This is a genomic window from Streptomyces sp. NPDC001858, assembly GCF_053594615.1.
In genome coordinates, this window is sequence record NZ_JBSFEV010000053.1 from 15,906 (window position 1) to 41,842 (window position 25,937).

Genomic DNA, 25,937 nt, shown 5'->3' on the forward strand with positions numbered 1-25,937 from the left:
ATGGACGGGCACGGCCTTTCCGGCAGGCCCAGGTCGACGGTCACGCGGTCACGGTCCCGGTCACGCCTGGCGCCGTCCGCGGTGCAGCAGCAGATCGCGCAGCAGCGCGTCCGTCGTGCGGACCACGCTGCCGCGGGCGCTCCAGCGCAGCGCCATGGAGTGCTCCTCGGCCGAGAAGTCGGCCACGGCGTCGGCGACGACGAAGGGCTGGAAGCCGTTCATGAAGGCGTCCGCCGCCGTCAGCAGGACGCCGAGGTGCGCGTACACCCCGCAGACGATCAGCTGGTCGCGGCCCTCCGAGCGCAGCAGCCGCTCGAGGCGGCTGCGCAGGAAGGCGTTGTGGCGCACATTGCCCAGCAGGTGCTCGCCGGGGCGGGGCGCGAGGGAGTCGATGATCCCGGCGGCGTCGGGCTCGTCGTCGGCCTCCGGGATCTCGTCGTCCGGCAGCTGGACGCAACTGCTGGGCTGTTCCCCGGCGGGCTCGGCGCCGTCCGGCATGGGATAGGAGGAGATGGCCGGCAAGCCCATGGGTGTCTTCCTCCCTGCACGACGCGCCTGCGGATCAGTGCCCTCCGAGTTTCTTAGGTTAGCCTAAACTAAGAAGCGCTCGAGGGGGTCCTCTCAACGGCCTTTCGCCGAAGGCACGTTGAGTACAGGCGTTTCGCTACGCCGTTACCTGCAACTGCGCCGTCGTTCCGCTGCGGCGCCGTCGTGGCTGGTCGCGCAGTTCCCCGCGCCCCTTCAGGGCGCTGGGAACACCGCGGCCGAGCCGACGCCGTGCTCCAGATGCCGCTGACGGATTCAGGCGCCGTCGTAGCCGATCCGGGGAGCGGCCTGCGCGGAGGCGGCGGCGCGGGAGCCGGCGCTCATGAACCGCCCCGCTCGCGGGGCAGCTTCTGCCCGGCCTCGATCGCGGCGGGCAGCCGGTTCTCGGCGGGCGGCAGCGGGCAGGTGGCCAGATCGGTGTAGGCGCAGGGCAGGTTCGTGGCCCGGTTGAAGTCCAGGACGACCGTGCCGTCGGCGGCCGGCGGGTCCAGCGCGAGGGCGCGGTTCGCCGCGTAGGTGGTGACGCCGGAGGTGGCGTCGGTGAACAGCACCAGCAGACTGCCGGCGGCATGCCCGGGGAACGCGGTCAGCGCCAGCTCCCGCCCGTCCAGCTCGAACTCGATCCGTCCCGGCGCGTCGTAGACGTGTTCGAGACCCTCGACCGCGGCGCCCACGGTCGTCGGCCGGGGCGCGTCGAACGCCGTGTAACGGCCGGTCACGGACCAGCGGGGGTGCGGCGCGTAGGCCGGTGTGCCGGTGAAGGCGGTGCGCAGCGGGGCGTCGGGGTGCCGGGGGCGGACGATGTCGTGCCCGCCGCGCTTGGCGACCTCGATCACCGCGTCGCCCCACACCGCGTTCACCCCGCCGCGCTCCGGCAGCACGCCGAAGCGGCGCTCGCCCCGGACCGGGGTCCCGTCGACGACCAGCTCCGCGCCGTCGTCGAGCACGTCGTCGAGGACGACGACGACCCCGTCGGCGCCGGTCGACCAGGCGCCCGGGGCGTCGGGGAAGCGCTCGGGCCGCTCGCCGAGCCAGTGCAGGCCGGTGACGGCGAGGAAGCCGTGCGGATCGGCGAGCCGCGCTTCCTGCGCGCGATGCCACTCCTCCCAGTCGCGGGTGAAGGCGTGCAGGTCGGCGGGGGTGTCCTGGAGGGTCATGCGGGCTCCTTCGATGGTTGGTGCGCGCGGTCGGCCGGGGCGTGCCGCCGGCCGGGGATCGCCGCGAGCAGTTCGCGGGTGTAGGGGTGGGCGGGGCGGGCGAACAACTCGTCGGCGGTGCCCGTCTCGACGATGCGTCCGGCCCGCATGACGGCGACCTCGTGCGCGATCTGCCGTACGACGGCCAGGTCGTGCGAGATGAACAGGTACGCCACCCCGGTGTCGGCCTGGAGCTCGGCGAGCAGGTCGAGGACCTGGGCCTGGACGGAGACGTCGAGCGCGGACACCGGCTCGTCGCAGACGACCAGGTCCGGCGAGAGCGCCAGGGCCCGGGCGACGGCGACGCGCTGGCGCTGCCCGCCGGAGAGCTCCGCCGGGCGGCGGTCCAGCACCGAGGCCGGCAGCGCCACGCGGTCGAGCAGTTCCCGGGCCCGGTCGAGCCGGGAGGCGCGGTCGCCGACCTTGAACGCGCGCAGCGGTTCGGTGACGACCTCGCCGATGGAGAACCTCGGGTCGAGGGAGGCGTACGGGTTCTGGTAGACGAGCTGGGCCCGTCGGCGCAGCGCTCTCGCCTCCGCTCCGCGCGCGGCGGTGACGTCGGCGCCGTCGAACAGGATCCGTCCGGAGGTCGCGTCGGTCAGCCGCAGGACCATGCGGGCGGTGGTGGACTTCCCGGAGCCCGACTCTCCGACGAGGGCCAGCGTCCGGCCGCGGTGCAGGGTGAAGCCGACGTCGTCCACGGCGCGCAGCGTGCGGGCCGAGCCGCGCGCGGCGGCGGGCAGCCGGAACTCCTTGACCAGGCCGCGGACCTCGACCAGCGGCACCGGCACCGGCACCGGCTCGGGGGCGGGGGCGGGGGCGGGTTCGGGCCTGCGGACGGTGGCCGCGCGGGGGCGGGTCGCGGTCAGGCTGGGGGCGGCGGCCAGCAGCCGCCGGGTGTACTCGTGCCGGGGGCGGTCGAGGACGTCGCGGGTCGGACCGGCCTCGACGACCCGGCCCTCGGACATGACCACGATCCGCCGCGCCCGGTCGGCGGCGACCCCGAGGTCGTGCGTCACCAGCAGCACCGCGGTCCCGGACTCCTCGGTGAGCTGCTGGAGATGGTCGAGGATGACCCGCTGCACGGTGACGTCCAGGGCGCTGGTCGGCTCGTCGGCGATGATCAGCTTCGGCCCGGCCGCGATGGCGACGGCGATCAGGACCCGTTGCCGCATCCCGCCGGACAGCTCGTGCGGGTACTGCCGGGCCCGGGTCGCCGCGTCGGGCAGCCCGGCCCGGTCCAGGATCTCCACGGCGGCCGCCGGCGCGGAGCGGCGCGTCGCGAGCCCATGGATGCGCAGTACCTCGGCGACCTGCTCGCCGATGCGCTTCACCGGGTTGAGCGAGACCGTCGGATCCTGGGGCACCAGGCCGATCTGCGCGCCGCGCACCGTGCGCAACTCCCGTTCGGACAGTGCGGCGAGGTCGTGCCGGCCGAAGCGGACCGTGCCCGCGTCGATGCCGCCGTTCGCCGCCAGCAGCCGGATGATCGCGTGGGCGGTCGTGCTCTTGCCGGACCCGGACTCGCCGACCACCGCGGTCACCTCGCCCGGCCGTACGTCGAGGTCCACCCCGCGCACCGCCCGCACGATGCCGCCGCGGGTGCGGTACGACACCGACAGGCCCCGTACCTCCAGCAGCGGCGCGTCGTCCTGAGTCATGGCCTCTTCCGTCTCCGGTTCCCCCGTCCGGGGGGTCTTCGTCCCCTCGGCGGTCATCGCCGCCCCGACCATTCGCCGTCGAGGGCGCGCGCGAGGCGGTTGGTGGCCAGCCCCGTGGCGGCGATCGCCAGTCCGGGCAGCGCCGTCAGCCACCAGGCGTTGGCGAGGTAGTTACGGCCCTCGGAGATCAACGTGCCCCACTCCGGGGCCGGCGGCGGAGCCCCGTAGCCGAGGAAGCTCAGCGCCGACACGGCGAGGATCGCGGCGCCGAAGTCGAGCGTGGCGAGCACGACCACCGGACCCGCCGCGTTGGGCAGCACATGCCGGCCCAGCACCGAGTACCAGCGCGCCCCGCACGAGCGCGACGCCTCCACGAAGACCGCCTGCCGCACCCGCAGCACCTCCGCCCGGGTGACCCGCGCGAACTGGGCGACGCTGGCGATGCCCACCGCGACCGCCACCTTCACCGTCCCGTAGCCCAGGGCGGTGACCAGGGCCAGGGACAGGAACAGCGCCGGGATCGACAGGAGCACGTCGACGAACCGCATCAGCACGTCCTCCACCCAGCCGCCCACGAACCCGGCGACCAGGCCGACCAGCCCGCCGGCCACGAAGGCGACCGACACCGCGATCAGGGTCGCCTTCAGCGACAACTGCGCCCCGTGCACCACCCGGGAGAACACATCACGCCCCAGCTCGTCGGTGCCGAACCAGTGCGCGCCGCTCGGGCCGCGGAAGTTCTCCGCCGGCACCCCCTGCAGCGGGTCCCGCGAGGTGAACAGCCCCGGCCAGAACGCGGCCAGCACCACGAGGACCAGCAGCAGAACCGAGAGCACCAGACCGGGCCGGCGCACCAGGAAGCGCAGCAACCGCCGCGGTCCTCCGGCGCCGCGCCCGGGTACCCGGGCGTCGCCGTCCGGCGCCGGCGGGCGTCCCGCCGTGCCGAACGCGGCGTCGGGGGAGACGTCATCGGCGAAGACGCCGTCGGTGAGGGTCTGGCTCATGCCGGACTCACCTTCCTGTTCCTGCTCGGGGCCACCACGATCCGTGGGTCCAGCAGCGGATAGACGAGGTCGACGATCAGATTGGCGCCCACGAAGATCACCGCGCCGAACACCACGACCCCCTGGACCAGCGGGATGTCCTGGACGGTGACGGCGGCGGCCGTCACCCGGCCGAGGCCGTCGCGGGAGAACACCGTCTCGACGACGACCGAACCCGCGATCAGCTGACCGGCCAGCAGTCCGACGACGGTCAGCACGGGCAGCGAGGCGTTGCGCAGCGCATGCCGCAGATGGATCCGCAGCCGCCCGGCGCCCTTGGCCCGGGCGGTCTCCACATAGGCCTGGTCCAGCGCCGTGAACAGGCTCTTGGACAGCACCTGCGCGACCAGCGCGCCGGTCGGGATCGCCAGCGTCACCGCGGGCAGCACCAGACCGCGCCACCCGTCGTTGCCGAACGCCGGGAACAGCCGCAACCGGAACGAGAACACCTCCACGAGCAGCAGCCCGACCCAGAACGTGGGCACCGACACGCCCAGCGGGGGCAACGACAGCAGCAGCTGCCGCAGCCACCGCCGGCCGGTGTAGGTCGCCAGCACCGCGAGACCGCCGCCGCCCAGCACCGCGAGCAGCAGCGCCGCCCCGGTCAGCTGAAGGGTCCCCGGCAGCGCCTCGGCCAGGGTCGAGGTCACCGGCCGCCCGGTGGAGATCGAATCGCCGAAGTCCCCGCGCAGCGCCCGGCTGAGGTAGTCGGCGTACTGCGCGAGCACCGGCTTGTCGAAGCCGTACTGATGCCGCAGCGCGGCCAGTTGGGCCGGGTCGACCTGCCCGGTGTCCGCCCCGGCGCCGGCCATCGCCGACACCGGGTCACCGGGCAGGAAGTCCAGCACGAGGAAGGCCACCGTGTAGGCCGCCCACAGCACGCCGATCGCCTGCGCGACGCGTTTGACGACATAGAGACGCATGGCGGCCGTCAGCCGATCCAGGTGTCGTGCAGCTGGATCCGGCTGGAGGCGTCGAAGTCGAGCCGGTGCACCTTCTTCGACACCCCGAGCTGGGTCTGCAGCTCCACCACGGGGACGACGTACGCGTTGCGCACGATCAACTCCTGTGCTTGTGCGACCAGTTGCTTGCGCTTGGCGGTGTCGGCCGTCGCCGCCTGGTCGCTCAGCGCGGTGTCCAGGGCGCCGGCGGGCAGCTGGTAGAAGTTGGCCAGGCGGGTGGAGAACGAGCTGCGCAGTATGTCCGGGTCGGCGCGCGTCACATTGCCCCACACCACGTCGAAGTCACCGGACTGCAGCGTCGGCGCGAACTGGGTGACCGGCAGCTGCTTGAGCACCACGCCGATGCCGACGGCCTTGAGCTGCTGCTGGATCAGTTCCAGCGAGGGCTGGTTGGTGGCCGCGATGGGGAACCACGAGACGGTCAGGCTGAGCTTCTTGCCGTCCTTCGCCCGGATGCCGTCACCGCCGGTCTTCCAACCGGCCGCGTCCAGCAGGGACTTGGCCTTCGCCGCGTCCAGGGTCAGCTCCGCGCCGAGGTCGGAGTGGTCGGGGGTGGTGTGCGCCAGGATGCTGGTCGCCGGCTCGGTGCCGGTCGGGAACACGGTGTCCACGATCTGCTGCCGGTCGACGGCGTACGAGATCGCCTGCCGCACCCTGACGTCCTTCAGCGCCGGCCGGGAGTTGTTCAGCCCCAGGTTGAACACCACCCCGGGATTGGCCCGTTGCTGAAGGTCCACCTGGCCGCCGCTCTTCAGCGCCGACTCGTTGGACCTGCCGACGCCGCTGATCGCGTCCACCTGCCCGGACTGGAGGCTTCCGGTGCGCACACCCGCCTCCGGCACCACCTTGAACACCAGCTTGTCCAGGTACGCCTCGCCCTTCTTGGTCCACAGCGCGGAACCCCAGGCGTACCCGGCGCGCCTGGCCAGGGTGATCGACTGGTTCTGCACATAGTCCTTCAGCACGAACGACCCGGAACCGACCACGCCCTGGCTGCACTTGTCCTGCGGGCTCTTCTTCACGCTCGCCGACGACTCGATGCCCAGCGAATGCGTCGCGGTCGCCTGGAGGAACTGTGCGTTGGGCTGCTCGAACGCGACCCGGACCGTGAGCGGATCGACGACGGTCGTGCTCTTCACGCCGCTCAGATACCCCTGCGCCAGCGTGCCCAGGGCGCCGAGCTTCGGCACCGCGTCGAAGTTGTCCTTGACCACCTGGGCGGTCAGCGCCGACCCGTCGCTGAAGGTGACGCCCGATCTCAGATGGAAGGTGAAGGTCGTGGCGTCGGCGCTGATGTCCCAGCTCTTCGCGAGCCAGGGCACGATCTTGCCGGTCTCGGGGTCCTGGTCGGTCAGCGAGTCCACGATCTGGCGCAGCGAGTAGATCGTGTCGTTGCTGCCCACCTGCTGGGGATCGACGCAGCCGGCGTCGGAACCGACGGCGAAGGTCAGTGTGCCGCCGGAGCGGGCCTCACCGCCGCCGCTGCTCGAACTGCCGTCGCCGCCCGCCGAGCAGGCGCTCAGCAGCACGCCGCTCGTCACGAGTGCCGCCAGGGCCGCCCACCGGGTGGGCCGGGAATCCGTACGCGCTATCACGGAATGGTTCTCCTATTCCGAAGCCGTCGCGCACATGCCCGTTCAGCACATTCCGGGCACGGCGACGCAGGGGAAGTCGACTGCGAGGGGAAAAAGAAAGGGGGAAGGGAAGAGAGGGAGGCCGGGGGGATCGCCGGAGACGCCGACGGCGGGCGTCGGACGCAGAGGTGACGTGCGGTCAGCCGCAGCACGCGGGCGTGCGGAGACGAGCTACGCGGAGGTGCTAGCGGGAGGTGCTACACAGACAGCCGGCGAAGCGCTGGAGATCGATGTGGCGTCGGCGCGAGAGTCCGGAGAACGCCGCCGCGGCGGCGAGAGAGGCACTCAGGTTGCAGTCGATCCGCATGCCGGTCCCTCCCCTCCCAAGCCCCGCTGCCGGGGCCACGCGCTTGCAGGGTCGTCGACCCCGCCGGGCTTTCACCTGGAGCACCCCACCGCGCAGGAGGGTTGCCGGTCAGCAAGCCAGGGCTTGACGCTGACACTCAATGCCACCCACGATCCTACGGATCACTTCCGCGACCCGTCAATATCGCCATATCGTCGGCCCGGGTTCCCTCGGGAACGGAAACGCGGGTGCGGCGCGCCGATGAGTCTGCCGACGTCCACCGGTCTACCTTCCGACCGGGACGACCAAAGCATCGGGAGCACGCCATGGGCCTCATCCACATCGAGATGTTCACCACCCTCGACCTCGTCGCGCAGGCGCCCGGCGGCCCGGACGAGGACCCGGAGGGGTTCCCGTTCGGCGGCTGGCAGGCGCCCCTGCTGGACGAGGTCGCCGGGGCGCAGATCGGCGCCGCCTACGAGGGCACGGACGCCCTGCTGCTCGGCCGGCGGACGTACGACATCTTCGCCGCCTACTGGCCGCACCAGAAGGGCGGCGAGGACGGCGAGATCGCGACGCTCTTCAACAGCGTCCCCAAGTACGTGGCCTCCCGCGGCAGGCCCGACCTCTCGTGGGCCGGATCCACGCAGCTCGGCCCGGATCTGCCCGGCGCGGTGCGCGAGATCCGCGACCGGCACGAGCATGTGAAGGTCGTCGGGAGCCTGAACCTGGTGCAGAGCCTGCTGCGCGAGAAGCTTTTCGACCGGCTCGACCTGTGGGTGCACCCGATCGTGCTCGGCGTCGGCAAGAAGGTGTTCGACGGCGGCGCGGTGCCCACGAACGTCACCCTCCTCGAACCGCCGGCCGCCGGTCCGAAGGGAACGGTGTACCTGCGCTACGGGCTGGCCGAGGGCACGCCCGGCACGGGTGACATGAGCGCACCCGACCGCGGCGTCGCGCGCGACGCCTGAAGCTGATGCGGTCTTCACAACTCCGTCCCATAACCTCGTCGGAGAGACGTCGGATGCCCCGTGCATCCGCTCTGAGGAGGCGATGGTGCTCGGAAGGGACATGCGGCTGCTCGTGGGCGCCGTGATCGTGGCCTGTGTGGTGCTCGTCGGCTCCCGCGCGCCGAACGACGCGCCCGGCGACGGGTCGCTGCCCGTCGACGCCGCCCGGGATGTCGTGCCGAACCGCGTCATGACGTGGAACATCTGCAACCCCTGCGAACTGAGCAACGCCGACCGCGCCGGGGAGATCGCCGCGTACGCGCCCCAGGTGATCGGCCTGCAAGAAGCGTGCGTGGGGGACGTCGAGCGGATCCGGGGCTATCTGAAGGACCGTTACGGGCTCGACTACCACGTCGAGTACGGGTCGGTGCTGCGCAACTGGGGCCGCTGCGGGGGAGCGCCGTGGAGTCCGGGGGGCTACGGCCAGGCGCTCCTGTCGGCGGCGCCGATGACGAACCCGGTCACGGTCGAATACCCCGACGGCGGATCCGAGGACCGCGGGTACATGGCGGTCACCACCAAGGTGGACGGCCGGTCCGTGCGGGTCTTCAACACGCACTTCGCCGAACGGCGACAGGAGGAGGTCCGAGCGGGCCAGGCCGACGTGCTCGCGGCAGCCGTCGCCCGGCACGACCGCGCGATCGTCCTCGGCGACTTCAACGCCGTGCCGGACGCTTCCGAGCTCACCGAGATGTGGGCCGTGGCCGCGGACACGGCCCCCGAGTGCCGTCCCCCGACCGTCGGAACCTGCGAGCCGACCACCGACTGGCGCAGCAAGTTCGACTACGTCTTCCTGCGGGGCGTCACCCCGCTGGAGCACCATGTGCACCCGACCCCGTACTCGGACCACCACCAGTTCTACACCGACCTGGACCTCACCGGTTGACGCACGCCGTGGCCGTCGCGGCCGGCCCGTCGTGCGGAGAGCACCCCGATCCGCGCCGCGCTCTCGCGCACTGCCGGTGAATCCGTCTGCAACATTTCCCGTGGTCCACCGCGTCGGTGAGATGTAAGCCGACGGAAAGGCGCCGAGGGGTGGGAATGAGAAAGTCCCGGACGTGGTCCCGGACGGATGAGTTCATGGAGTTCGCCGTGGGGCGTGCCGGGCAGCTGCACCGCTCGGCGTGCCTGCTCACCAGCGGGGACACGCACCTGGCGGAGGACCTGGTGCAGGAGACGCTCAGCCGGATGTACGCCGTGTGGGGCCGCATGTCCCGGGTCGACAACCCTGCGGCCTACGCGCAGACCGTTCTCGTCCGTACGTTCCTCACCCAGCGTCGGCGCTACTCCGCCTCCGAACGCCCCCTGGCGGAACTGCCCGACGTCGCGGCCCTCCACGACGGGGACGATCCGGCGCTGCGGCTCGCGCTCCTCCAGGCCCTGCGGGAGCTGCCGCCCAAGGACCGGGCGGTGGTGGTGCTGCGCTACTGGGAGGACCGCAGCGTGGAGGAGACGGCCGATGCGATGAACGTGAGCTCCATCGCCGTACGCAGTCGGTCGAGCCGCGCGCTGGCCAAGCTGCGCGAACGGCTGGGCGGAAGCCTTGCCGAGCTGACCACCCCGACCTGAACTCCCGAAGTCCGCCACACCTTCGCAGCCGACGCGCGGACCGAGAAGGGTCCGTCGCGCTCGCTGATCTGCTTCCCCTACCGCACCGACACAGGATCTGGTGGTTCCGCATGCCTTTCGAAGACGAGCTCGGGAAGGCGCTCCGCGACACGGTGGGCGCCTTCACCACGGACCCGCGTTCCCTGGCGGAAGGCAGCCTCGCGCGCGGTCGGCGCAGGCTGGCCCGCCGCCGGGCCTCCGCGGTCGCCGGGAGTGGACTGGCCGTCGCCCTCCTCGCGACGGCCGGCGTCCAACTCGGAGGGGAGCGGGGCGGTGCCGGCACGGACCGCGGCGAGCACGCCTCGACTTCGGGCCCGACGGCCGACTACCGGCACTTCGAGGTCACCGCCCAGGCGATGAAGGACATCCTGCACAACGGAATGAACAACTCCTCGGTCGCTGTCATCCGGGAGGAGCTGCACGCGGCGGGCAGCTCCGACCCGACCACGCCCGCGACGGCCAGGATCGACTTCGAGGACGGCTTCGGCGCGGCCAGGGTGACGCTCTCGGTGCGCCGCGTCGACCCGACGGAGCAGGACGTGAAGAAGCAGATCACCTGCCCGCCCGCGCAGGACTCCCCGTACGAGGACTGCACGACACAGCCCGACAACCGTGCCGTCAGGGGATACACCGACGCCGGCAAGGCGGGCGGGGTCAAGAAGTGGGAGGTCACGATGGTCTCGCCCAACGGGTACGTCATCGAGGTCGCCACCTACAACGTACCGATGGCGAAGCAGGCCGGATCGAACTCCGAGCCGGAGCCGGTGAGCCGCAACCCCCGGATGAACCCGGGCAAGTTGCGCAACCTGGCGGCGTTCGTCGACGCCTCGTTCAGCCGGGACGGCGAGGCCAATCCACTGGCGACCGTGGCGCCGGGCTCCATGGCCGAACCGGGCGACATCCTGCCCGTGCTGAAGGACCTGTTGCCCGAACGCCTTGTGATCGTGTCGGAGGGCGGCACCGGAGCGAACGGTCATGTCGTCGTGACCGACCCGAAGAGCGGTACGCGAACCTACATCGAGGCCACGCGCATCGCCGGCGACACGGAGGTCTGGAACGAGACCCTCGCCGACGGCACGAAGGTGGGCACCCGGCAGGTCCCCGGCAAGCAGCCCGGAGTCGTGCAGCTCCGCGCCGACGCGCTTCGGGTGAACGGACTCTGGATGTCCGTGTCCGCCTACAACGCGCCCAGCCCCACGTCCGGCAAGAGCGGCACCCGGCACCTGATCACCGAACAGGAACTCAAGGCCATCGTCACCAGCCGCACCTGGCTCCTCGCCCGCTAGGGCCTGTCCGGCCGGTCAACTCGCAGGGCATCTGCGGTGCCGAGTCCCCGCGTCTGCGGCACGATCGGCCGGACACGCCCTAGGGCCGGCCGCAGAGCCGGGCCTCGTCATGGAGGGCCTGCGCGACTCCGTCGCGGTCGGCGGACAGCCGGACTTTCCGTGACGCTCATGTCATGTCGCCCTGCGAACGGCAGTGCCGAGGCTCCTTGAGCCGCACGAGGCCGTCCTGAGACGCCCCGCGTTCTACCATGCGGTGAAGAGCGAAGATCGTCACGTGCACACCGGACGGGGCGCTGTCCGGACCGGGGGCGGATGATGGATCTGCGGCAGATGGAGGTCGTCGTCTCGGTGGCGGACGCCGGCGGGTTCACGGCAGCCGCCCGACGGCTGCATGTGGTGCAGTCGGCCGTCTCGGGAACGGTCCGGTCCCTGGAACGCGAACTGGGCACCCCCCTGTTCGACCGCACCACCCACCGCGTCACCCTGACGCCGGCGGGCGAGGTGTTCGTCCCCGCCGCGCGCGCCACCCTCCGGGCCGCCGAACTCGCGCGCGAGGCGGTCGACGCCGTGCGGGGACAGCTGCGCGGCCGGGTGACGGTGGGCACCATGCAAGGGGTCTGGGCCGGGCTCCACCATGCCCTCGCCGCCCTGCGCGCGGAACATCCCGGCGTCGTCGTCCAGCTCCGGCAGGCCGCGGTGGCCGACATCCGCCAGGCGCTGCGCGACGGAACCGTGGACCTTGCCGTGGTGGCCCTCGACCGACAACAGCAACGCGGACTGGCGACCCGTCTGCTGTCCCGCGAGGAGATGGTCCTGGTGGCGTCGCCCTCGCGGGTCGTCCCCGGCACCACCACGACCGGCGAAGCCGCCCTCGCCGAAGCCGCCCAACTGCCTCTGGTCGACTTCACCCCGGGCTGGGCCATCCGCTACGCGGTCGACCGGGCGTTCCGCGCGGCGGGCGTGGAGCGCGCCACGACGTTCGAGGTGAACGACATCGTCGCCGCGGCCGAACTGGTCCGCAACGACCTGGGCGTCTGCATCATGCCCAAGTCGATCGCGGACCGCTTCGCCGACCTGTCCCAGTACCCCTTCGACCACCACGCGCCGAACTGGAAGATCATGGTGGTGAGACCTCCCGGCGAGGCGCCGCCGGCGGTCGCGGCCCTGCTCCGGCACATCAAGTGACCGCTGCGAGCGCGTTACGCCGTGCCGCCGTAGAAGGCCGGGCGGGGCTTCATGTCGGTGGTGACGATACGGCCCGACTGCCGGGCCTCGACGGTGGCGTTGGAGACGACGGTGGCGGCGTAGCCGTCCCAGGCGGACGGGCCGGTGGGCTCGGCGCCCGCGGCGATGCCGGCGATCCACTCGCGGAACTCGGTGTCGAAGGCGTCCGCGAACCGGCCCACCCAGTCCGTGAGGACCGCCGTGCTGTGCTGTCCGGCGGTGCGCACGCCGACCGCGGCCGGGTCGGGCAGCCGGACGAGACCCTCCTCGCCGACCGCCTCGCACTGGATGTCGTAGCCGTACCGGCAGTTGACGAAGACCTCCAGATCGATGCGGACCCCCTTCGCGGTCTCCCACAGCATGATCTGCGGATCCGCCAGCCGGGCGTGCGTCCTGCGGGTGGAGCGCGGCAGGACGACCTGGGCGGAGACGATCTCGTCGTCCAGCAGCCACCGCAGTACGTCGATCTCGTGGACCGCCGAGTCGAGCGCCGCCATGTCGGTGTGGTATGACTCCGGCACGGTGGCGTTGCGGTGGGCGCAGTGCACGATCAGCGGTTCGCCGATGCGGCCGGAGTCGATGACCTGCTTCAACTGCCGGTAGCCGGCGTCGTAGCGGCGCATGAAGCCGACCTGGACCAGCCGGCGGCCGTGGGCCGTCTCGGCTTCGATGATCCTCAGACAGTCCTCGGCGGTCGTCGCGAGCGGCTTCTCGCAGAACACCGGCTTCCCGGCCGCGATGGCGCCCAGGACGTGTTCGGCGTGCGTGGGGCCCCAGGAGGTGACGAGCACCGCGTCCACGTCGTCCGCCGCGATCAGTGCGGCCCCGTCCGGGTGGACCCGGGCGGCCACCCGGGCGGCCGCCTCCTCGGCACGGGCGGAGTCGATGTCGGTCACCGCCGTCACCCGGACGCCGGTCACGGACTCCGTCAGCCGACGGATGTGTTCCTGACCGATCCAGCCGGCCCCGATCACTCCAACGCGCACAGTCATGAGGGTTCCTGGTCCGGAGTTCGTCAGGTGGAGGTGGGGAAGTTGAAGCCGGCGGCCACCTGCTGGGCCTGCTGGGGCCAGCGGGTGGTGACGACCTTGGGGCGGGTGTAGAAGCGGATGCCTTCGGGGCCGTGGACGGGGGAGTCGCCGATGAGCGAGTCCTTCCAGCCGCCGAAGGAGTAGTACGACATCGGGACGGGCACCGGGACGTTGATGCCGATCATCCCGACCTTGATCTTGCGCTGGAAGCGGCGGGCGGCTTCGCCGGAGGCGGTGAAGAGGGCGGTGCCGTTGCCGTAGGGGTTGGCGTTGATCAGCGATATCGCTTCGTCGAGGGACTCCGCGCGGACGATCGCCAGCACCGGGCCGAAGAGTTCCTCCTTGTAGGCGTCCATGGCGGTGGTGACGTGGTCGAGGAGGGAGGGGCCGGTGAAGAAGCCGTCCTCGTGTCCGTCGACCTTCAGTCCGCGGCCGTCGACGACCACGGTCGCGCCCTGCGTTGCCGCGGTGCCGACGGCGTTCTCGACGCGCTCCCGGGCGGCCTGGGTGACGAGGGGGCCCATGTCGGTGCCGGGCCGGTCGCCGGGGCCGACGTTGATCTCGCGGGCCTTGCGTTCGAGGATCTCGACGAGGGCGTCTGCGGCGTCGCCGACGGCGACGGCGACGGAGACGGCCATGCAGCGTTCGCCGGCGGAGCCGTAGGCGCCGGCGGTGATGTGGTTGGCGGCGAATTCGAGGTCGGCGTCGGGCAGGACGACGGCGTGGTTCTTGGCGCCGCCGAGGGCCTGGACGCGCTTGCCGTGGGCGGTGGCCTGCTCGTGGACGTACTTGGCGATCGGCGTGGAGCCGACGAAGGAGACGGCCTCGATGCCGGGGTGGGTGAGGAGGGCGTCGACGGCCGGCTTGCCGCCGTGGACGACGTTGAACACGCCGTCGGGCAGGCCTGCCTTCTTGTACAGCTCCGCGACGAAGTTCGCGGCGGACGGGTCGCGCTCGCTCGGCTTGAGGATGAAGGTGTTGCCGGTCGCGATGGCCATCGGGTGCATCCACAGCGGCACCATCGCCGGGAAGTTGAACGGGGTGATGCCCGCGACCACGCCCAGCGGCTGGCGGAAGTTGTGCACGTCCACGCCGCGGGAGACCTGGTCGGAGAAGGAGCCCTTCAGCACGTCGCCGAGCCCGCAGGCGAACTCGACGACCTCACGGCCGCGGGTGATCTCGCCGCGGGCGTCGTCGACGGTCTTGCCGTGCTCGGCGGAGATGATCCGGCCCAGCTCCTCCTCGTGCTCGACCAGGAGCTGGCGGAAGGCGAACATGACCTGGGTGCGCTGGCTGAGCGAGGACTCCGACCAGGTCTCGAAGGCGGCGGTGGCGGCCGCCACGGCGGCGTCCACCTCTGCGCCGGCGCCGAGGACGACGCGGGCCTGCTCCTGCCCGGTGGCGGGGTTGAAGACGGGGGCGGTCTCCGTGCCCTGGACGGGCGAGCCGTTGATCCAGTGGGGGATGGTGTTCACGTGAGCGGTGTCCTTACAGGTAGTGGCGCTGGGCCTGCTTGTGGGCGGCGTAAACGTCGTGGGCGTCCTGCGTGGTGCCGAGGGCGGAGACCTCGCTGACGGGGACGTCCCACCAGCCGTGCCCGGGCGGGTTCGGCCCGTACAGGTCGGTCTCGACGTGCACGACGGTCGTGCGGGTGGCGGCCTTGGCCTTCTCCATCGCGGAGCGGAACTCGTCGACGGTGGCCGCGTGCAGGACGTCCGCGCCCAGACTCGACGCGTTGGCGGCGAGGTCGACGGGCAGGACGTCGCCGTCGAGGAGGCCCGAACTGTCGTCGCGGTAGCGGTACTTGGTGCCGAATCGCTGTGAGCCGAGGGATTCGGAGAGGGCGCCGATGGAGGCGAAGCCGTGGTTCTGGACGAGGATGACGATGACCTTCAGGCCCTCGGAGATCATGGTGACGATCTCCTGAGCCATCATCAGATACGAGCCGTCGCCGACGAGGACGACGACCTCGCGCGTCGGGTCCGCCATCTTCGCGCCGAGACCGGCGGCGACTTCGTAGCCCATGCAGGAGTAGGCGTACTCGACGTGGTAGGCCTTCGGGTCGCGGGCGCGCCAGAGTTGCTGGAGGTCGCCGGGCATGGATCCGGCCGCGTTGATGACCACGGCCCGGTCGTCCAGGACGTCGTTGAGCGCGCCGAGGATCTGCGTCTGGGCGGGCAGAGCGCCGGTGTTGCGGTCCGGCGCGAAGCACTCGTCCTCGATCTCCCGTGTCCGGGCGATGAGTTGACGGGTGTGCCTGCGGTATTCGTCGGGGACTTCCCAGTCGGTAAGGGCTCCTGCCAGGGCCTGGACGCCGAGGCGCGCGTCGGCGACCAGCGGCTCGGCGGAGTGCTTGACGGCGTCCAGGCGGGCGACGTTGAGGTTGACGAAGACGACGTCCGGGTTGCCGAACACGGTGTGGCTGGCGGTGGTGAAGTCGGAGTACCGGGTGCCGATGCCCAGCACGACGTCGGCCTCCTTCGCGATCTCGTTGGCCGCGTACGACCCCGTCGAACCGATGCCGCCGACGGCGCAGGGGTGGTCCCAGGCGACGGCCCCCTTGCCCGCGTGCGTGTCCGCGACCGGGATGCCGGTGGCCTCGGCGAACGCCCGCAGCACGGTCTCGGCACCGGAGTAGACGGCCCCGCCGCCCGCGACGATCAGCGGCTTCTTCGCATGGCGCAGCAGCCGTGCGGCCCGCTCGACGGCGGCCGGCTCCGGCACCGGACGGCCCACGTGCCACACCCGGCGGCGGAAGAACTCCACCGGCCAGTCGTACGCTTCGGCCTGCACGTCCTGGGGCAGGGCGAGGGTGACGGCGCCGGTCTCGACGGGGTCGGTCAGCACCCGCATCGCCGCGAGGGCGGCGGGGATCAGCTGTTCGGGGCGCGAGATGCGGTCGAAGTACTTCGACACGGCGCGGAACGTGTCGTTGACGGTGACGTCCCCGCCGCGGGAGTCCTCCAACTGCTGGAGGACGGGGTCGGCGGCGCGGGTGGCGAACATGTCCGAGGGCAGCAGGAGCACTGGCAGCCGGTTGGTGGTGGCCAGCGCCGCACCCGTGATCATGTTCGTCGAGCCCGGCCCGGTCGAGGCCGTGCACGCGAAGGCGGCGAGCCGGTCGCGCATCTTGGCGTAGGCGACCGACGCGTGCACCATGCCCTGCTCGTTGCGGGCGAGGTAGTAGGGGAGATCGGCCTCGCCGGTCGTGGCGGCCTGGAGCAGCGCCTGGCCGATCCCGGCCACGTTGCCGTGCCCGAAGATGCCCCACACGCCGGGGATCAGACGGTGTTCCTGTCCGTCGCGCTCGCTGTACTGGTTCGCGAGGAACCGGACCAGGGCCTGCGCGGTGGTCAGTCGTACGGTGTTCATGGGCGTTCTCCGAAAGGCAGCCGGTCGTCCACGTCCTGGGTCTCCCAGGTGCCGCGCACCCAGCCGTGTGCGGGGTCGTCGCAGATCAGCCAGGCGCGGTCCTGACCCGGGCCGGCCATGACGTTGAGGTAGTAGAGGTCGTAGCCGGGCGCGGCGATCGAGGGGCCGTGCCAGCCGTGCGGGATCAGGACGGTGTCGCCGGAGCGGACCTCGGCGAGCACGTCGATGGGGCGCTCGGGGGTGCCGTAGACCCGCTGGTAGCCGAAGCCGTTGCCGTCCCCGGAGACCTGGAAGTAGTAGATCTCCTCCAGCTCCGACTCGACCGGCTCGCCGTCCGGCCCGGTCCGCGCCTCGTCGTGCTTGTGCGGCGGGTAGGACGACCAGTTGCCGCCCGGCGTGAGCACCTCGCACACCAGCAGCTGCTCGGCCTCGAAGGTGCCGGGCAGGCAGTAGTTGTTGACCTGCCGCGAGCACGCGCCCGCGCCCCGCAGCTCGACGGGGACGTCCTCCTTGCGCCCGTACCGGGCGGAGAGCGCGCTTCGCTCGGTACGGGCGGAGGGCAGCGCGAACAGACCTCCCTGCGCGCTGCTGATGACGGCCTCCGACTCGCGCGGCAGATACGCGAAGTCGGTCGCCGAGGCGAACACGCCTGTCCTGCCCGCGAGTTCGAACGCCTTGCCGCCGTCCGTGGTGACGGTGCAGGAGCCCGTCAGCGGCAGGACCAGGAACTCGCTGTCATGCGTGGACAGGGCGTGCGCCTCACCCGGCTTCAGGGTCAGGATCCTGAGGCCGGAGTATCCCCAGCCCGCCGACTCCGGCGTGACCAGGAGGTCATAGGGGCCGTCGGCCGAAGTCCCGGCCGGCAGATGGTACTTGCCGCTCACAGCAGACTCACCGCCTTGTCGACCGCACCGGCGACGTCGCCGCCCGCGGGATAGAGCAGCGAGCGGCCCACGACCAGGCCCTGCGCGGTCGGCTGCTTCAGCGCCTTGCTCCAGGAGGCGAAGGCCGCCTCCGCGTCCTTGACCTCACCGCCCAGCAGCAGCGCGGGCAGGGTGGAGGAGGCGAGCACACGCTCCATGCCGTCCACGACCGGCAGCTTCAGCCAGGTGTAGGCCGTGCGTCGGCCCAGTCCCGAGGCGATGGTGACCGACTTGACGACCGCTTCCGTCGACAGGTCGTTGCGGATGCGGCCGTCCTGCCACACCGACAGGAACGGCTCGACCATCGCGATGAGTTCACGGTCGTTGAGCTCGTTGACCGCCTGGGCGGTGTTCTCCAGGATGGAGGGGGTGGCGGGGTCGTCGAGGGCGATCCGGGTGAGCATCTTGCCGCCGTCGAAGCCCATCTCGGCGATCGTGGCGGCGTCGTAGCCGGTGAAGCGGTCGTCGATCTCGAACACCGAACCCGCCAGCCCGGCGCGGTTCATGGAGCCGAAGACGCTCTTGCCGTCCAGGACGCCGAGCAGCAGCAGGTCCTCCAGGATGTCGGCCGTGGCCAGCACACCGGTGACGCCCGGCCGCTCCAGGGCGACGCACAGCCGGTCGAGGAGTTCGAAGCGGTCGGCCATGGCGTGGGGGTCGCTGCCGACGCCGTTGGCGCCGCGCGCCGGGTGGTCGGCGGCGATGATCATTGCCTTGCCGTGCTCGCCGAGCAGCGACGTGGCCTTCACCCGGCGTGCGGCGGCGGCAGCGATGGCGCCGGGGTCGCCCACGCGGGCGGACACGATTCTGCTCACGTTGTCGGACCGCACGTGGTCACGCCTTTCGTTCGGTGAAGGATTCGGTGGAGGACTCGGCGACCGATTCGGCGACGGATTCGGCGACGGATTCGCTGGACGCTTCGGGGGTGGCGAGGTTCGCCTCGCGGAGCTTGGCGTCGACCTCGGCCTCGGTCGGCATCGCCTCGGAGCAGGCCAGCCGACCCGCGACGATCGCGCCGGCGGCGTTGGCGAAGGCGACCGTGCGGCGCGTGTCCCAGCCGGAGAGCAGCCCATGGCAGAGCGCACCGCCGAAGGCGTCGCCGGCGCCGAGGCCGTTGACCACGTCCACCGGGACCGGCGGGATCTCCACCGCCGAGCCGTCCCGGCCCATCGCCAGCACACCGCGCGGCCCCTGCTTCACCACGGCCAGCTCCACCCCCGCCGCCAGCAGCGCCTTCGCCGCCGCGTACGGCTCGCGCTCACCGGTGGCGACCTCGCACTCGTCGAGATTGCCGACCGCGACGGTGGTGTGCCGCAGCGCCTCCGTGTAGTAGGCGCGCGCCTCGGCCGGGTCGGCCCAGAACATCGGCCGCCAGTCGAGGTCGAAGACCGTGGTTCCCGCCTTGGCCCGGTGCGCGAGGGCCGCCAGGGTCGCCGTGCGGCTGGGCTCCTCGCTCAGCCCGGTGCCGGTGATCCAGAAGATCCCGGTGTCCCGTACGGCGTCCAGGTCCAGCTCGTCGGGCCGGAGGTCCAGGTCGGGGGCCTTCGGCAGGCGGTAGAAGTAGAGCGGGAAGTCGTCCGGCGGGAAGATCTCGCAGAACGTCACCGGCGTCGGCGCGATGTCCGACGTGCCGACGAACCGGTCGTCGACGCCGTAGCCGCGCAGTGCCGTGCGGACGTAGTCCCCGAACGGGTCCCGGCCGGTCTTGGTGATCACGGCCGCACCGTGTCCGTACCGGGCGGCCGCCACGGCCACGTTGGTCGGACTTCCCCCGAGGTACTTGCCGAACGAGGTGACCTCGGCCAGCCCCACGCCCGTCTGGAGCGGATACACGTCCACTCCGACGCGGCCCATGGTCAGCACTTCGAATGGCATGAGGCTGGTTTCCCTTCGTTCCGGCGACCCCGGGACGGAGGCGGCGGTGCGGACGGTGATGCGGGTGGGGCGATTGATGCGGGCGATGCTTTGCAGCGTTTTAGTAGCGCGCGCTAGACGAGAACGATGCCCTCGTTAATATGTCATGTCAATAGGTTGATCTGACGAAGCCGGTCAGTGCGAGGCGGCCAGGTACGTGTCGATCTTCCGGCGCATGAGCACCGAGGACTCCTTGGCGCGTTCCTCCCAGGCGAAGACACAGGCCGTGAGGGTGCCGTCGAAGCCGTTCGCCCGCAGCGCGCGGAAGAGCTCGTCGAAGTCGACCTCGCCCTCGCCGATGTCGAGATGCTGGTGGATACGGGCGGTGGTGCCGGGCGGGTTGAGGATGTAGCGGTTGCCGGAGGACGCCGTGTGGTCGAAGGCGTCGGCGAGATGGACATGTGTGAGCAGGTCACCGGCGTAACCGATGATCCCCGGGGCGTCGTTTCCGATGTGGAAGGTGTGCGGGGCGCAGTACAGGAAGCTGACGTTGGGGTGGTTGATGCCGCGGATCAGATTGATCGCGTCGTAACCGTTCTCGATGAAGTCGTCCGGGTGCGGCTCCAGCGTGAGCTTGATGCCCTCGCGCTCGAAGACCGGCAACAGTTCGTCCAGCGACTTCCAGAACTGGGCCTCGCTGCGGTCGGAGTCCTCGGGCCGGCCGTTGAACTCCGAGACGATGCTGTCCACGCCGAGGTCCGCGGCGATCTGGATCGACCGCTTCCAGTACCGGACGGCGGCCTGGCGGGCGTCCTCGTCCGGGCCGGACCAGCGGAACAGCGGCAGCAGGGACGAGATGCCGACGCCCGCCACCTCCAGTGCCTTGCGGAACTTCCGTACCGTCGCGTCGTCCACGCGCGGATGGCGGAAGAAGGGGATGAAGTCCTCCCGGGGGGAGAGCTCGATCCACTCGTAGCCCAACTCGGCCACCACGGCGGGCAGTTCGAGAAGCGGGATGTTGCGGATCATGTACGGGTCGAGGGCGATCTTCATGGGTGTGCTCCTTGGTCCGCTTCACGGTGAAGCCGACGGTGTCGCTCGGACGGGATTCCGGCAGGTCGAGGTGCCACGGTCTTCCGCAGCGGATTCGGGCGGTGGCCGAGGACCGCCACGCGCGCCCTCTGTTCGAGGAAGGCGCGTGCGGTCGCCCGGCCGCTGCCGGCGCCGGCCCCCGTGACGCGGGCGGTCCGGCCCCGGTAGGGGGAGGAGGCCCGGGCGGTCATGGCCGCAGGGACTCCTGGAGTGCCGCGTCGGCCGCCTTGAGCACTTCGGCGGCCACGGCGACGCCCTCGACGCGGTCGAGTTCGGTGTCCTCGTGCTCGATGTTGACCATCATGTCCGGGTCGACCTCGTGGAGGGCGCGCAGGAACTCGGTCCAGTAGGCGACGTCGTGGCCCTTGCCGAGGGCGACGAAGTCCCACGCGGACGCCTTGGGCCACTCGTTGGCCCACTCGTCGCCGCCGAGGTTGGTGCGCGGCTCGTCGGGCGACAGCCGGCGGAAGCTGTTGTCGAGCACCCCGTTGAGGGCGGCGTGCTCGCGGTTGATCCGGACGTCCTTGGCGGCGGCGTGGAAGACGAGCTCGCCGAGGTGGCGGACGACCGCCACGGGGTCCATCTGCTGCCAGAACAGATGCGAGGCGTCCAGCTCGACGCCCACGTGGGTCGCGCCGGTCAGGTCGATCAGCCTGTGCACGTCGGCGGAGTTGAACACGACGTTCTGCGGGTGCAGTTCCAGGGCGACCTTGACGTCGTGGTCACGGGCGAGCCGGTCGGTCTCGCGCCAGAAGTCCGCGACGATCTTCCACTGGTGGTCCAGCACGTCCAGGGCGGCCGAGTTCCACGCGTTGACGATCCAGTTCGGGCGGGACGCGCCCGGTTCGCCGCCGGGCAGGCCCGACATGGTGACGAGCCGGTGCTGTCCGAGCCGCTCGGCCAGCCGGATGGAGCGGCGGACGTCCTCGGCGTGCTTCTCGCCGATCGCGGGGTTCGGGTGCAGCGGGTTGCCGTTGGCGTTGAGGCCGGCGATGGAGACGCCGGTGCCCTCGAACAGGCCGAGGAAGTCGTCCCGGGCGGTGTCGCTGACGAGGATGTCGTCGAAGGTCGGCACATGCACCGCCGGCAGGAAGCCGCCGGTGTTGAGCTCGATGCCCGTCAGGCCCAGATCGGCGATGACCTTGATCGCCTCCGGCAGCGGCCGGTCGTGCAGGATCGCGTTGTAGAGTCCCAGCTTCATCGTGTGTTTCCTCAGTCCTTCTCGGTGGTGACAGTGGTGCGGCCGACCGGGGCGGGCCGGGTCACTGGACGGTGACGGCCTTGCCGCCGGCGTCGGCGGAGGCGACGATCGCGTCGATGACGCGGAGGTTGTGCAGCCCGTCGGCGAGGGTCGGGCAGGCCGGCAGCCGGTCCAGGCCGGCGATCTGCTCCAGGAACGCCCGGGCCTGCCAGACGAAGAACTCGTGCTGGCCGTGGCCGACGCTGGGGAAGTCCATGGGCAGGCCGCCCGCTATATAGGGGTGGCCGGGGCCGACCACCACACGCCGGTAGCCGTCCACGGGGTCGGCGGCCGCCGCGTCGGCGAGGGTGAACTCCGCCGGACGCGACAGCTCGAAGGTCGCCGCGCCTCCCTTCGAGAACACCTCGAAGCCCAGGGAGTTGGCCAGTCCGCGCGCGATGCGCGAGACGGAGAAGGTGCCGACGGCGCCGGAGGCGAACGTCGCGGTGAAGGTGGCGATGTCGTCGTTCTCGACCGGCTCGCGCTCCTGGCTCACCTGGACGTCGGCCGAGTGCCCGACCGCGGTGCCCAGCGGCACGGGCCGCTCGGTCACCTGGGTGGACAGCAGCGCGCCCTGGACGCTCTGCACCGGGCCGCAGAAGTATTCGCCGAGGTCGATGAGGTGGCTGCCGATGTCGGACAGCGCCCCCGAGCCGGGGCCGCCCCGGTAGCGCCAGCTGATCGGCGCGTCGGGGTTGTGCCCGTAGTCGCACCAGTAGTGGCCGTTGAAGTGCTGGACCGGCCCGAGCGAGCCCTCCCGCACCTGCTGCCGGATGGCGTTGATCGCGGGGGAGCGGCGGAAGGTGAAGCCGGTGGCCGCCACCAGGCCGGTGCCCTCGGCCGCGGCCACCATGGCCTGCGCGTCGGCCACGCTCGGCGCGAGCGGCTTCTCGCACAGCACATGCTTGCCCGCCGCCAGCAGGGCCTCGACGATCTCGCGGTGCAGGTGGTTGGCGACCACGACGCTGACCGCGTCGATGTCGTCCGCCGCGACGATCGCCCGCCAGTCGGTCTCGGCCCGCTCGAAGCCGTAGCGGCGCGCGGCGTCCTGCGCGAAGGGCTCGTGCGCGTCGGCCACGGCGACCAGACGCACCTCGGGCAGCCCGGCGCCGTAGAGCGTGGCGGCCTGCCGGTAGCCGTTGAGATGTGCCCGGCCCGCCATGCCGGCTCCGATGACGGCGACCCCGATCGGCCTTGTGCTCATGGTGCTTCCTCTCCGGCGCATGGCCGCGCCGTGGCTAGGGGGTTGAGGGGGACGGACGGCAGCCGGGGCTCGCCGCCCACAGGAAACGGAGAACCGCGCACCGCCGTCGCGGTCCGAAAAGGACCTGGGGACTCGAGCCCAGGTTAAAGCGCTTTAAGTGCTGGTACTATCAGCGCCGTCACGGACAGATGTCAAGCGTGTTGCGCAAATCTTCGGGAGGCCGTGTGGACGAGCTGGGCTCCGCGGCCCCCGCGGGCGGCAATGGCGCGATTCAGCGCCCCCGGCTGGAGGACGTCGCCGCCCGCGTCGGCCTGTCCACGGCCTCGGTGTCGTTGGTGCTGCGGGGTGTGTCCGGTCCCAGCGAGCGGACCCGGCAGCGCGTCCTGAAGGCCGCCGCCGAACTCGGCTACCGCCCCGACCGCACCGCCAGCGCCCTGGCCAGCAGACGCAGCCGGCTGCTGGGCGTCATGATCGACGTCCACAGCGCCTTCCAGGCCGAGTTGGTCGAGCATCTGCACACGGCCGCGGAGGAGGTCGGCTACGACCTCGTCCTGAGCACCCAGACCCGGACCCGCGACGAGAACACGGCCGTCGAGACCCTCCTCGCCTTCCGCTGCGAGGCGCTGATCCTCCTCGGCCCGGTGTCGCCCGCCTCCGTCCTCGCCGACCTCGACCGCAGGGCGCCGGTCATCTCGGTGGGACGCCGGATCGCGGGGCCGCCGCTCGACGTCGTGCGCAGCGCCGACGAAGGCGGTCTCGGCCAGATCGTCGACCACCTGGTGGGCCTCGGGCATCGCGCGATCGCCTACGTCGACGGGGGCAGGGGCGTCATCGCCACCGACCGGCGCCGCGGCTATCGGGGCGCCATGCGCCGCCACGGTCTCGACGCGCAGGTCAGGATCCTGCGCGGAGACCTGACCGAGGAGGCCGGCGAGCGAGCGGCGCTGCACCTGCTCCAGGACGGCGAGCTGCCGACAGCCGTCGTGACGTTCAACGACCGCAGCGCCATCGGCCTGCTCACCTCCTTGCGGCGGGCCGGGATCGAGGTCCCGGGCGCGGTCTCGGTCGTCGGCTACGACGACGACACCCTGTCCCGGCTGGCCTGCTTCGACCTGACCACGGTCAGTCAGAACGCCCAGGAGCAGGCCCAGCAGGCCGTGACGGCGGCCGTCGAACGCCTCGACCAGGGCCGCACCACGCCACGCGAGATCGTCCTCGCTCCCTCCCTCGTCGTCCGGGGGACCGCGGCGCAGCCGCGCCGATCCCGTTGACGCGGCTTCTCGCGGGCGGATAACGGCACGGCGTACATGGCGTACATGTGCGAACAAACCCTTGACACGTTTACGAAACACAAGCATGCTCTGGCCACTGCTTAAAGCGATTTAAAGAATCGCGGAGCCGAAGAGCCGTTCTGCCGACCGCCAACGGCTCAAAGCCCGCCCAAGCGAATATCCGGTGCCGCGGACCTGCCGGTCTCCCCGCATCCGCTCCCGCATCCGCTCCGTGCGACTCGATTCGCACGCACCCGTCGTCGCGGCGCCACACCCCCAGGAATGCCCGGCTCCGCTTTTCCCCCGCCCGGCATCACACGAAGGAGCACCCCAGCACATGGAACGCACTCAGATCGGCCGGCCGCTGCTCGGCCGTCGCCTCTCCGGAAGAGCCCTGGTCGCGGTGAGCGCGCTCGCCGTGGCGGCGACCGCGTTGACCGGGTGCGCCAGCGGCAAGCCCTCGAGTGGCGACACCGAGCAGTCGTCGGCGCCGACCGGCGGTGGATCGGCGGCCGCCGCGAAGAGCAACGGCAAGAACTCCATCGTCGTCATCGGCGGCAAGTCCGACGACCCGTTCTGGTCCACGATCAAGCGCGGCGTCGACGACGCGGCGAAGTTGGTGAAGGACGGGGGCGGCAAGGTCACCTACCTCGGCCCGCAGAACTACGACAACCTCGGCCCGGACGCCGCCAAGCTGACGCTGACCGCGATCTCGCAGAACCCGTCGGCGATCCTCGTGCCGGACTGGGTCCCCGAGAACCAGGACTCCGCGATCAAGCAGGCCATCGCCAAGGGCATCGCGGTGTTCGTCTACAACTCCGGCGGTGTCGAGGCCGCCAACCGGGTCGGCGCCATCAAGTACGTCGGATCGGACGACTACGAGGCCGGCAAGGCCGGCGGTGCGAAGTTCGCCGAGGAAGGCGCCAAGAACGTCCTGTGCGTGAACACCGTGCCGGGCTCGGCCAACCAGGAGGCCCGTTGCAAGGGCATCAAGGACGGCGCCACCAGCAAGGGCTCCTCGTCCAAGCAGCTTCCGCTGCCGTCCTCGAACTTCGGCAACCCCTCCGCCGTCACCCAGGCGATCAAGAGCGCGCTGCTGAAGGACACGAGCATCGACGCCCTGGTGACGATCGGTGTCGGTGACGCGGACAGCGCCGCGGCGGCGATCAAGCAGGCAGGAGTCGGCGACAAGGTCAAGCTGGGCACCTTCGACCTCTCGCAGAGCCAGCTCGACCGGATCACGTCGGGCGACCAGATGTTCGCCATCGACCAGCAGCCCTACCTCCAGGGCTTCTACGTCGTGTCCGTCGCCAACCAGTACCTGTCCTACGGCGTGCTCACGCCGCAGAACCCGATGCTGACCGGACCGCTCCTGGTCACCAAGGACAACGTCGGCGCGGCGCTCGCCGGCGCCAAGGCCGGCGTCCGCTGATCCGATCGCCGATCCGGTTGCTGTGGCGGGGCCCGGGCCGGGCCCGCCCCGCCACCCCCCCG

General features: G+C 71.3%; 23 protein-coding genes and 1 riboswitch. Of the genes, 7 read left to right on the forward strand and 16 right to left on the reverse strand.

The window, feature by feature from the left end:
• Positions 1-60 precede the first annotated feature (60 nt).
• The 7 genes from ACWCPF_RS41085 to ACWCPF_RS41115 form a co-directional block, all read right to left on the reverse strand.
• Positions 61-528: an isochorismatase family protein gene (locus ACWCPF_RS41085; protein ID WP_451050248.1), complete on the reverse strand. Its 468-nt coding sequence runs from the start codon at positions 526-528 to the stop codon at positions 61-63.
• 338 nt (positions 529-866) lie between these two features.
• Positions 867-1,703, reverse strand: coding sequence for a DUF1684 domain-containing protein (locus ACWCPF_RS41090; RefSeq protein WP_451050249.1), 837 nt, complete (start codon positions 1,701-1,703; stop codon positions 867-869).
• Entirely contained in the window at positions 1,700-3,403 is a 1,704-nt protein-coding gene (locus ACWCPF_RS41095) for a dipeptide ABC transporter ATP-binding protein (RefSeq protein ID WP_451050250.1), read from the reverse strand. Before ACWCPF_RS41095 ends, ACWCPF_RS41090 begins: the two co-directional genes overlap by 4 nt.
• A gap of 53 nt (positions 3,404-3,456) precedes the next feature.
• Positions 3,457-4,407 (reverse strand): ABC transporter permease, encoded by a 951-nt coding sequence (locus ACWCPF_RS41100; protein WP_451050251.1) that lies wholly within the window; start codon positions 4,405-4,407, stop codon positions 3,457-3,459.
• Positions 4,404-5,369: an ABC transporter permease gene (locus tag ACWCPF_RS41105; protein ID WP_451050252.1), complete on the reverse strand. Its 966-nt coding sequence runs from the start codon at positions 5,367-5,369 to the stop codon at positions 4,404-4,406. Before ACWCPF_RS41105 ends, ACWCPF_RS41100 begins: the two co-directional genes overlap by 4 nt.
• Before the next feature lie 8 nt (positions 5,370-5,377).
• Positions 5,378-7,003, reverse strand: a complete 1,626-nt coding sequence (locus tag ACWCPF_RS41110) for an ABC transporter substrate-binding protein (RefSeq protein ID WP_451050253.1) — start codon at positions 7,001-7,003, stop codon at positions 5,378-5,380.
• Between the two features lie 223 nt (positions 7,004-7,226).
• On the reverse strand, positions 7,227-7,349 hold the full coding sequence (locus ACWCPF_RS41115) for a putative leader peptide (protein WP_451050254.1): 123 nt from the start codon (positions 7,347-7,349) through the stop codon (positions 7,227-7,229).
• Between the two features lie 34 nt (positions 7,350-7,383).
• Positions 7,384-7,493: riboswitch (SAM riboswitch) on the reverse strand.
• A gap of 161 nt (positions 7,494-7,654) precedes the next feature.
• Here ACWCPF_RS41115 and ACWCPF_RS41120 point away from each other — a divergent pair.
• The 5 genes from ACWCPF_RS41120 to ACWCPF_RS41140 all read left to right on the forward strand — a co-directional run bounded on the left by ACWCPF_RS41120 (position 7,655) and on the right by ACWCPF_RS41140 (position 12,417).
• On the forward strand, positions 7,655-8,299 hold the full coding sequence (locus ACWCPF_RS41120; RefSeq protein ID WP_451050255.1) for a dihydrofolate reductase family protein: 645 nt from the start codon (positions 7,655-7,657) through the stop codon (positions 8,297-8,299).
• Between the two features lie 82 nt (positions 8,300-8,381).
• Positions 8,382-9,224: an endonuclease/exonuclease/phosphatase family protein gene (locus ACWCPF_RS41125; protein WP_451050256.1), complete on the forward strand. Its 843-nt coding sequence runs from the start codon at positions 8,382-8,384 to the stop codon at positions 9,222-9,224.
• A 155-nt stretch (positions 9,225-9,379) separates the two neighbouring features.
• Complete coding sequence (locus ACWCPF_RS41130; RefSeq protein WP_451050257.1) at positions 9,380-9,907, forward strand: SigE family RNA polymerase sigma factor; 528 nt, start codon at positions 9,380-9,382, stop codon at positions 9,905-9,907.
• A 110-nt stretch (positions 9,908-10,017) separates the two neighbouring features.
• On the forward strand, positions 10,018-11,232 hold the full coding sequence (locus ACWCPF_RS41135) for a hypothetical protein (protein WP_451050258.1): 1,215 nt from the start codon (positions 10,018-10,020) through the stop codon (positions 11,230-11,232).
• Between the two features lie 315 nt (positions 11,233-11,547).
• Positions 11,548-12,417 carry a LysR family transcriptional regulator gene (locus ACWCPF_RS41140; RefSeq protein WP_451050259.1) on the forward strand — a complete coding sequence of 290 codons (870 nt, stop codon included), beginning with the start codon at positions 11,548-11,550 and terminating at the stop codon, positions 12,415-12,417.
• 14 nt (positions 12,418-12,431) lie between these two features.
• Here ACWCPF_RS41140 and ACWCPF_RS41145 read toward each other — a convergent pair whose 3' ends face one another.
• The 9 genes from ACWCPF_RS41145 to ACWCPF_RS41185 all read right to left on the reverse strand — a co-directional run bounded on the left by ACWCPF_RS41145 (position 12,432) and on the right by ACWCPF_RS41185 (position 23,172).
• Entirely contained in the window at positions 12,432-13,448 is a 1,017-nt protein-coding gene (locus ACWCPF_RS41145) for a Gfo/Idh/MocA family oxidoreductase (RefSeq protein ID WP_451050260.1), read from the reverse strand.
• A 23-nt stretch (positions 13,449-13,471) separates the two neighbouring features.
• Entirely contained in the window at positions 13,472-14,962 is a 1,491-nt protein-coding gene (locus tag ACWCPF_RS41150) for a CoA-acylating methylmalonate-semialdehyde dehydrogenase (RefSeq protein ID WP_451050261.1), read from the reverse strand.
• Between the two features lie 13 nt (positions 14,963-14,975).
• Positions 14,976-16,859: a 3D-(3,5/4)-trihydroxycyclohexane-1,2-dione acylhydrolase (decyclizing) gene (gene iolD, locus ACWCPF_RS41155; protein WP_451050262.1), complete on the reverse strand. Its 1,884-nt coding sequence runs from the start codon at positions 16,857-16,859 to the stop codon at positions 14,976-14,978.
• Positions 16,856-17,743 carry a 5-deoxy-glucuronate isomerase gene (iolB, locus tag ACWCPF_RS41160; protein WP_451050263.1) on the reverse strand — a complete coding sequence of 296 codons (888 nt, stop codon included), beginning with the start codon at positions 17,741-17,743 and terminating at the stop codon, positions 16,856-16,858. Before iolB ends, iolD begins: the two co-directional genes overlap by 4 nt.
• Positions 17,740-18,612: a Cgl0159 family (beta/alpha)8-fold protein gene (locus tag ACWCPF_RS41165; protein WP_451050264.1), complete on the reverse strand. Its 873-nt coding sequence runs from the start codon at positions 18,610-18,612 to the stop codon at positions 17,740-17,742. The genes iolB and ACWCPF_RS41165 overlap by 4 nt, the downstream gene beginning before the upstream one ends.
• 4 nt (positions 18,613-18,616) lie before the next feature.
• Positions 18,617-19,657 carry a 5-dehydro-2-deoxygluconokinase gene (iolC, locus tag ACWCPF_RS41170; RefSeq protein ID WP_451050265.1) on the reverse strand — a complete coding sequence of 347 codons (1,041 nt, stop codon included), beginning with the start codon at positions 19,655-19,657 and terminating at the stop codon, positions 18,617-18,619.
• A gap of 174 nt (positions 19,658-19,831) precedes the next feature.
• Positions 19,832-20,689 carry a sugar phosphate isomerase/epimerase family protein gene (locus ACWCPF_RS41175; RefSeq protein ID WP_451050266.1) on the reverse strand — a complete coding sequence of 286 codons (858 nt, stop codon included), beginning with the start codon at positions 20,687-20,689 and terminating at the stop codon, positions 19,832-19,834.
• Positions 20,690-20,915: 226 nt separating this feature from the next.
• Positions 20,916-21,929 (reverse strand): sugar phosphate isomerase/epimerase family protein, encoded by a 1,014-nt coding sequence (locus ACWCPF_RS41180; RefSeq protein WP_451050267.1) that lies wholly within the window; start codon positions 21,927-21,929, stop codon positions 20,916-20,918.
• A 61-nt stretch (positions 21,930-21,990) separates the two neighbouring features.
• A complete protein-coding gene (locus tag ACWCPF_RS41185; protein ID WP_451050268.1) occupies positions 21,991-23,172 on the reverse strand; it encodes a Gfo/Idh/MocA family protein in 1,182 nt (393 codons plus the stop codon).
• Positions 23,173-23,396: 224 nt separating this feature from the next.
• Here ACWCPF_RS41185 and ACWCPF_RS41190 point away from each other — a divergent pair, with 224 nt between their 5' ends.
• Positions 23,397-24,443 (forward strand): LacI family DNA-binding transcriptional regulator, encoded by a 1,047-nt coding sequence (locus ACWCPF_RS41190; RefSeq protein ID WP_451050269.1) that lies wholly within the window; start codon positions 23,397-23,399, stop codon positions 24,441-24,443.
• 337 nt (positions 24,444-24,780) lie between these two features.
• Entirely contained in the window at positions 24,781-25,875 is a 1,095-nt protein-coding gene (locus ACWCPF_RS41195; protein ID WP_451050270.1) for a sugar ABC transporter substrate-binding protein, read from the forward strand.
• The last annotated feature ends 62 nt before the right edge of the window (positions 25,876-25,937 follow it).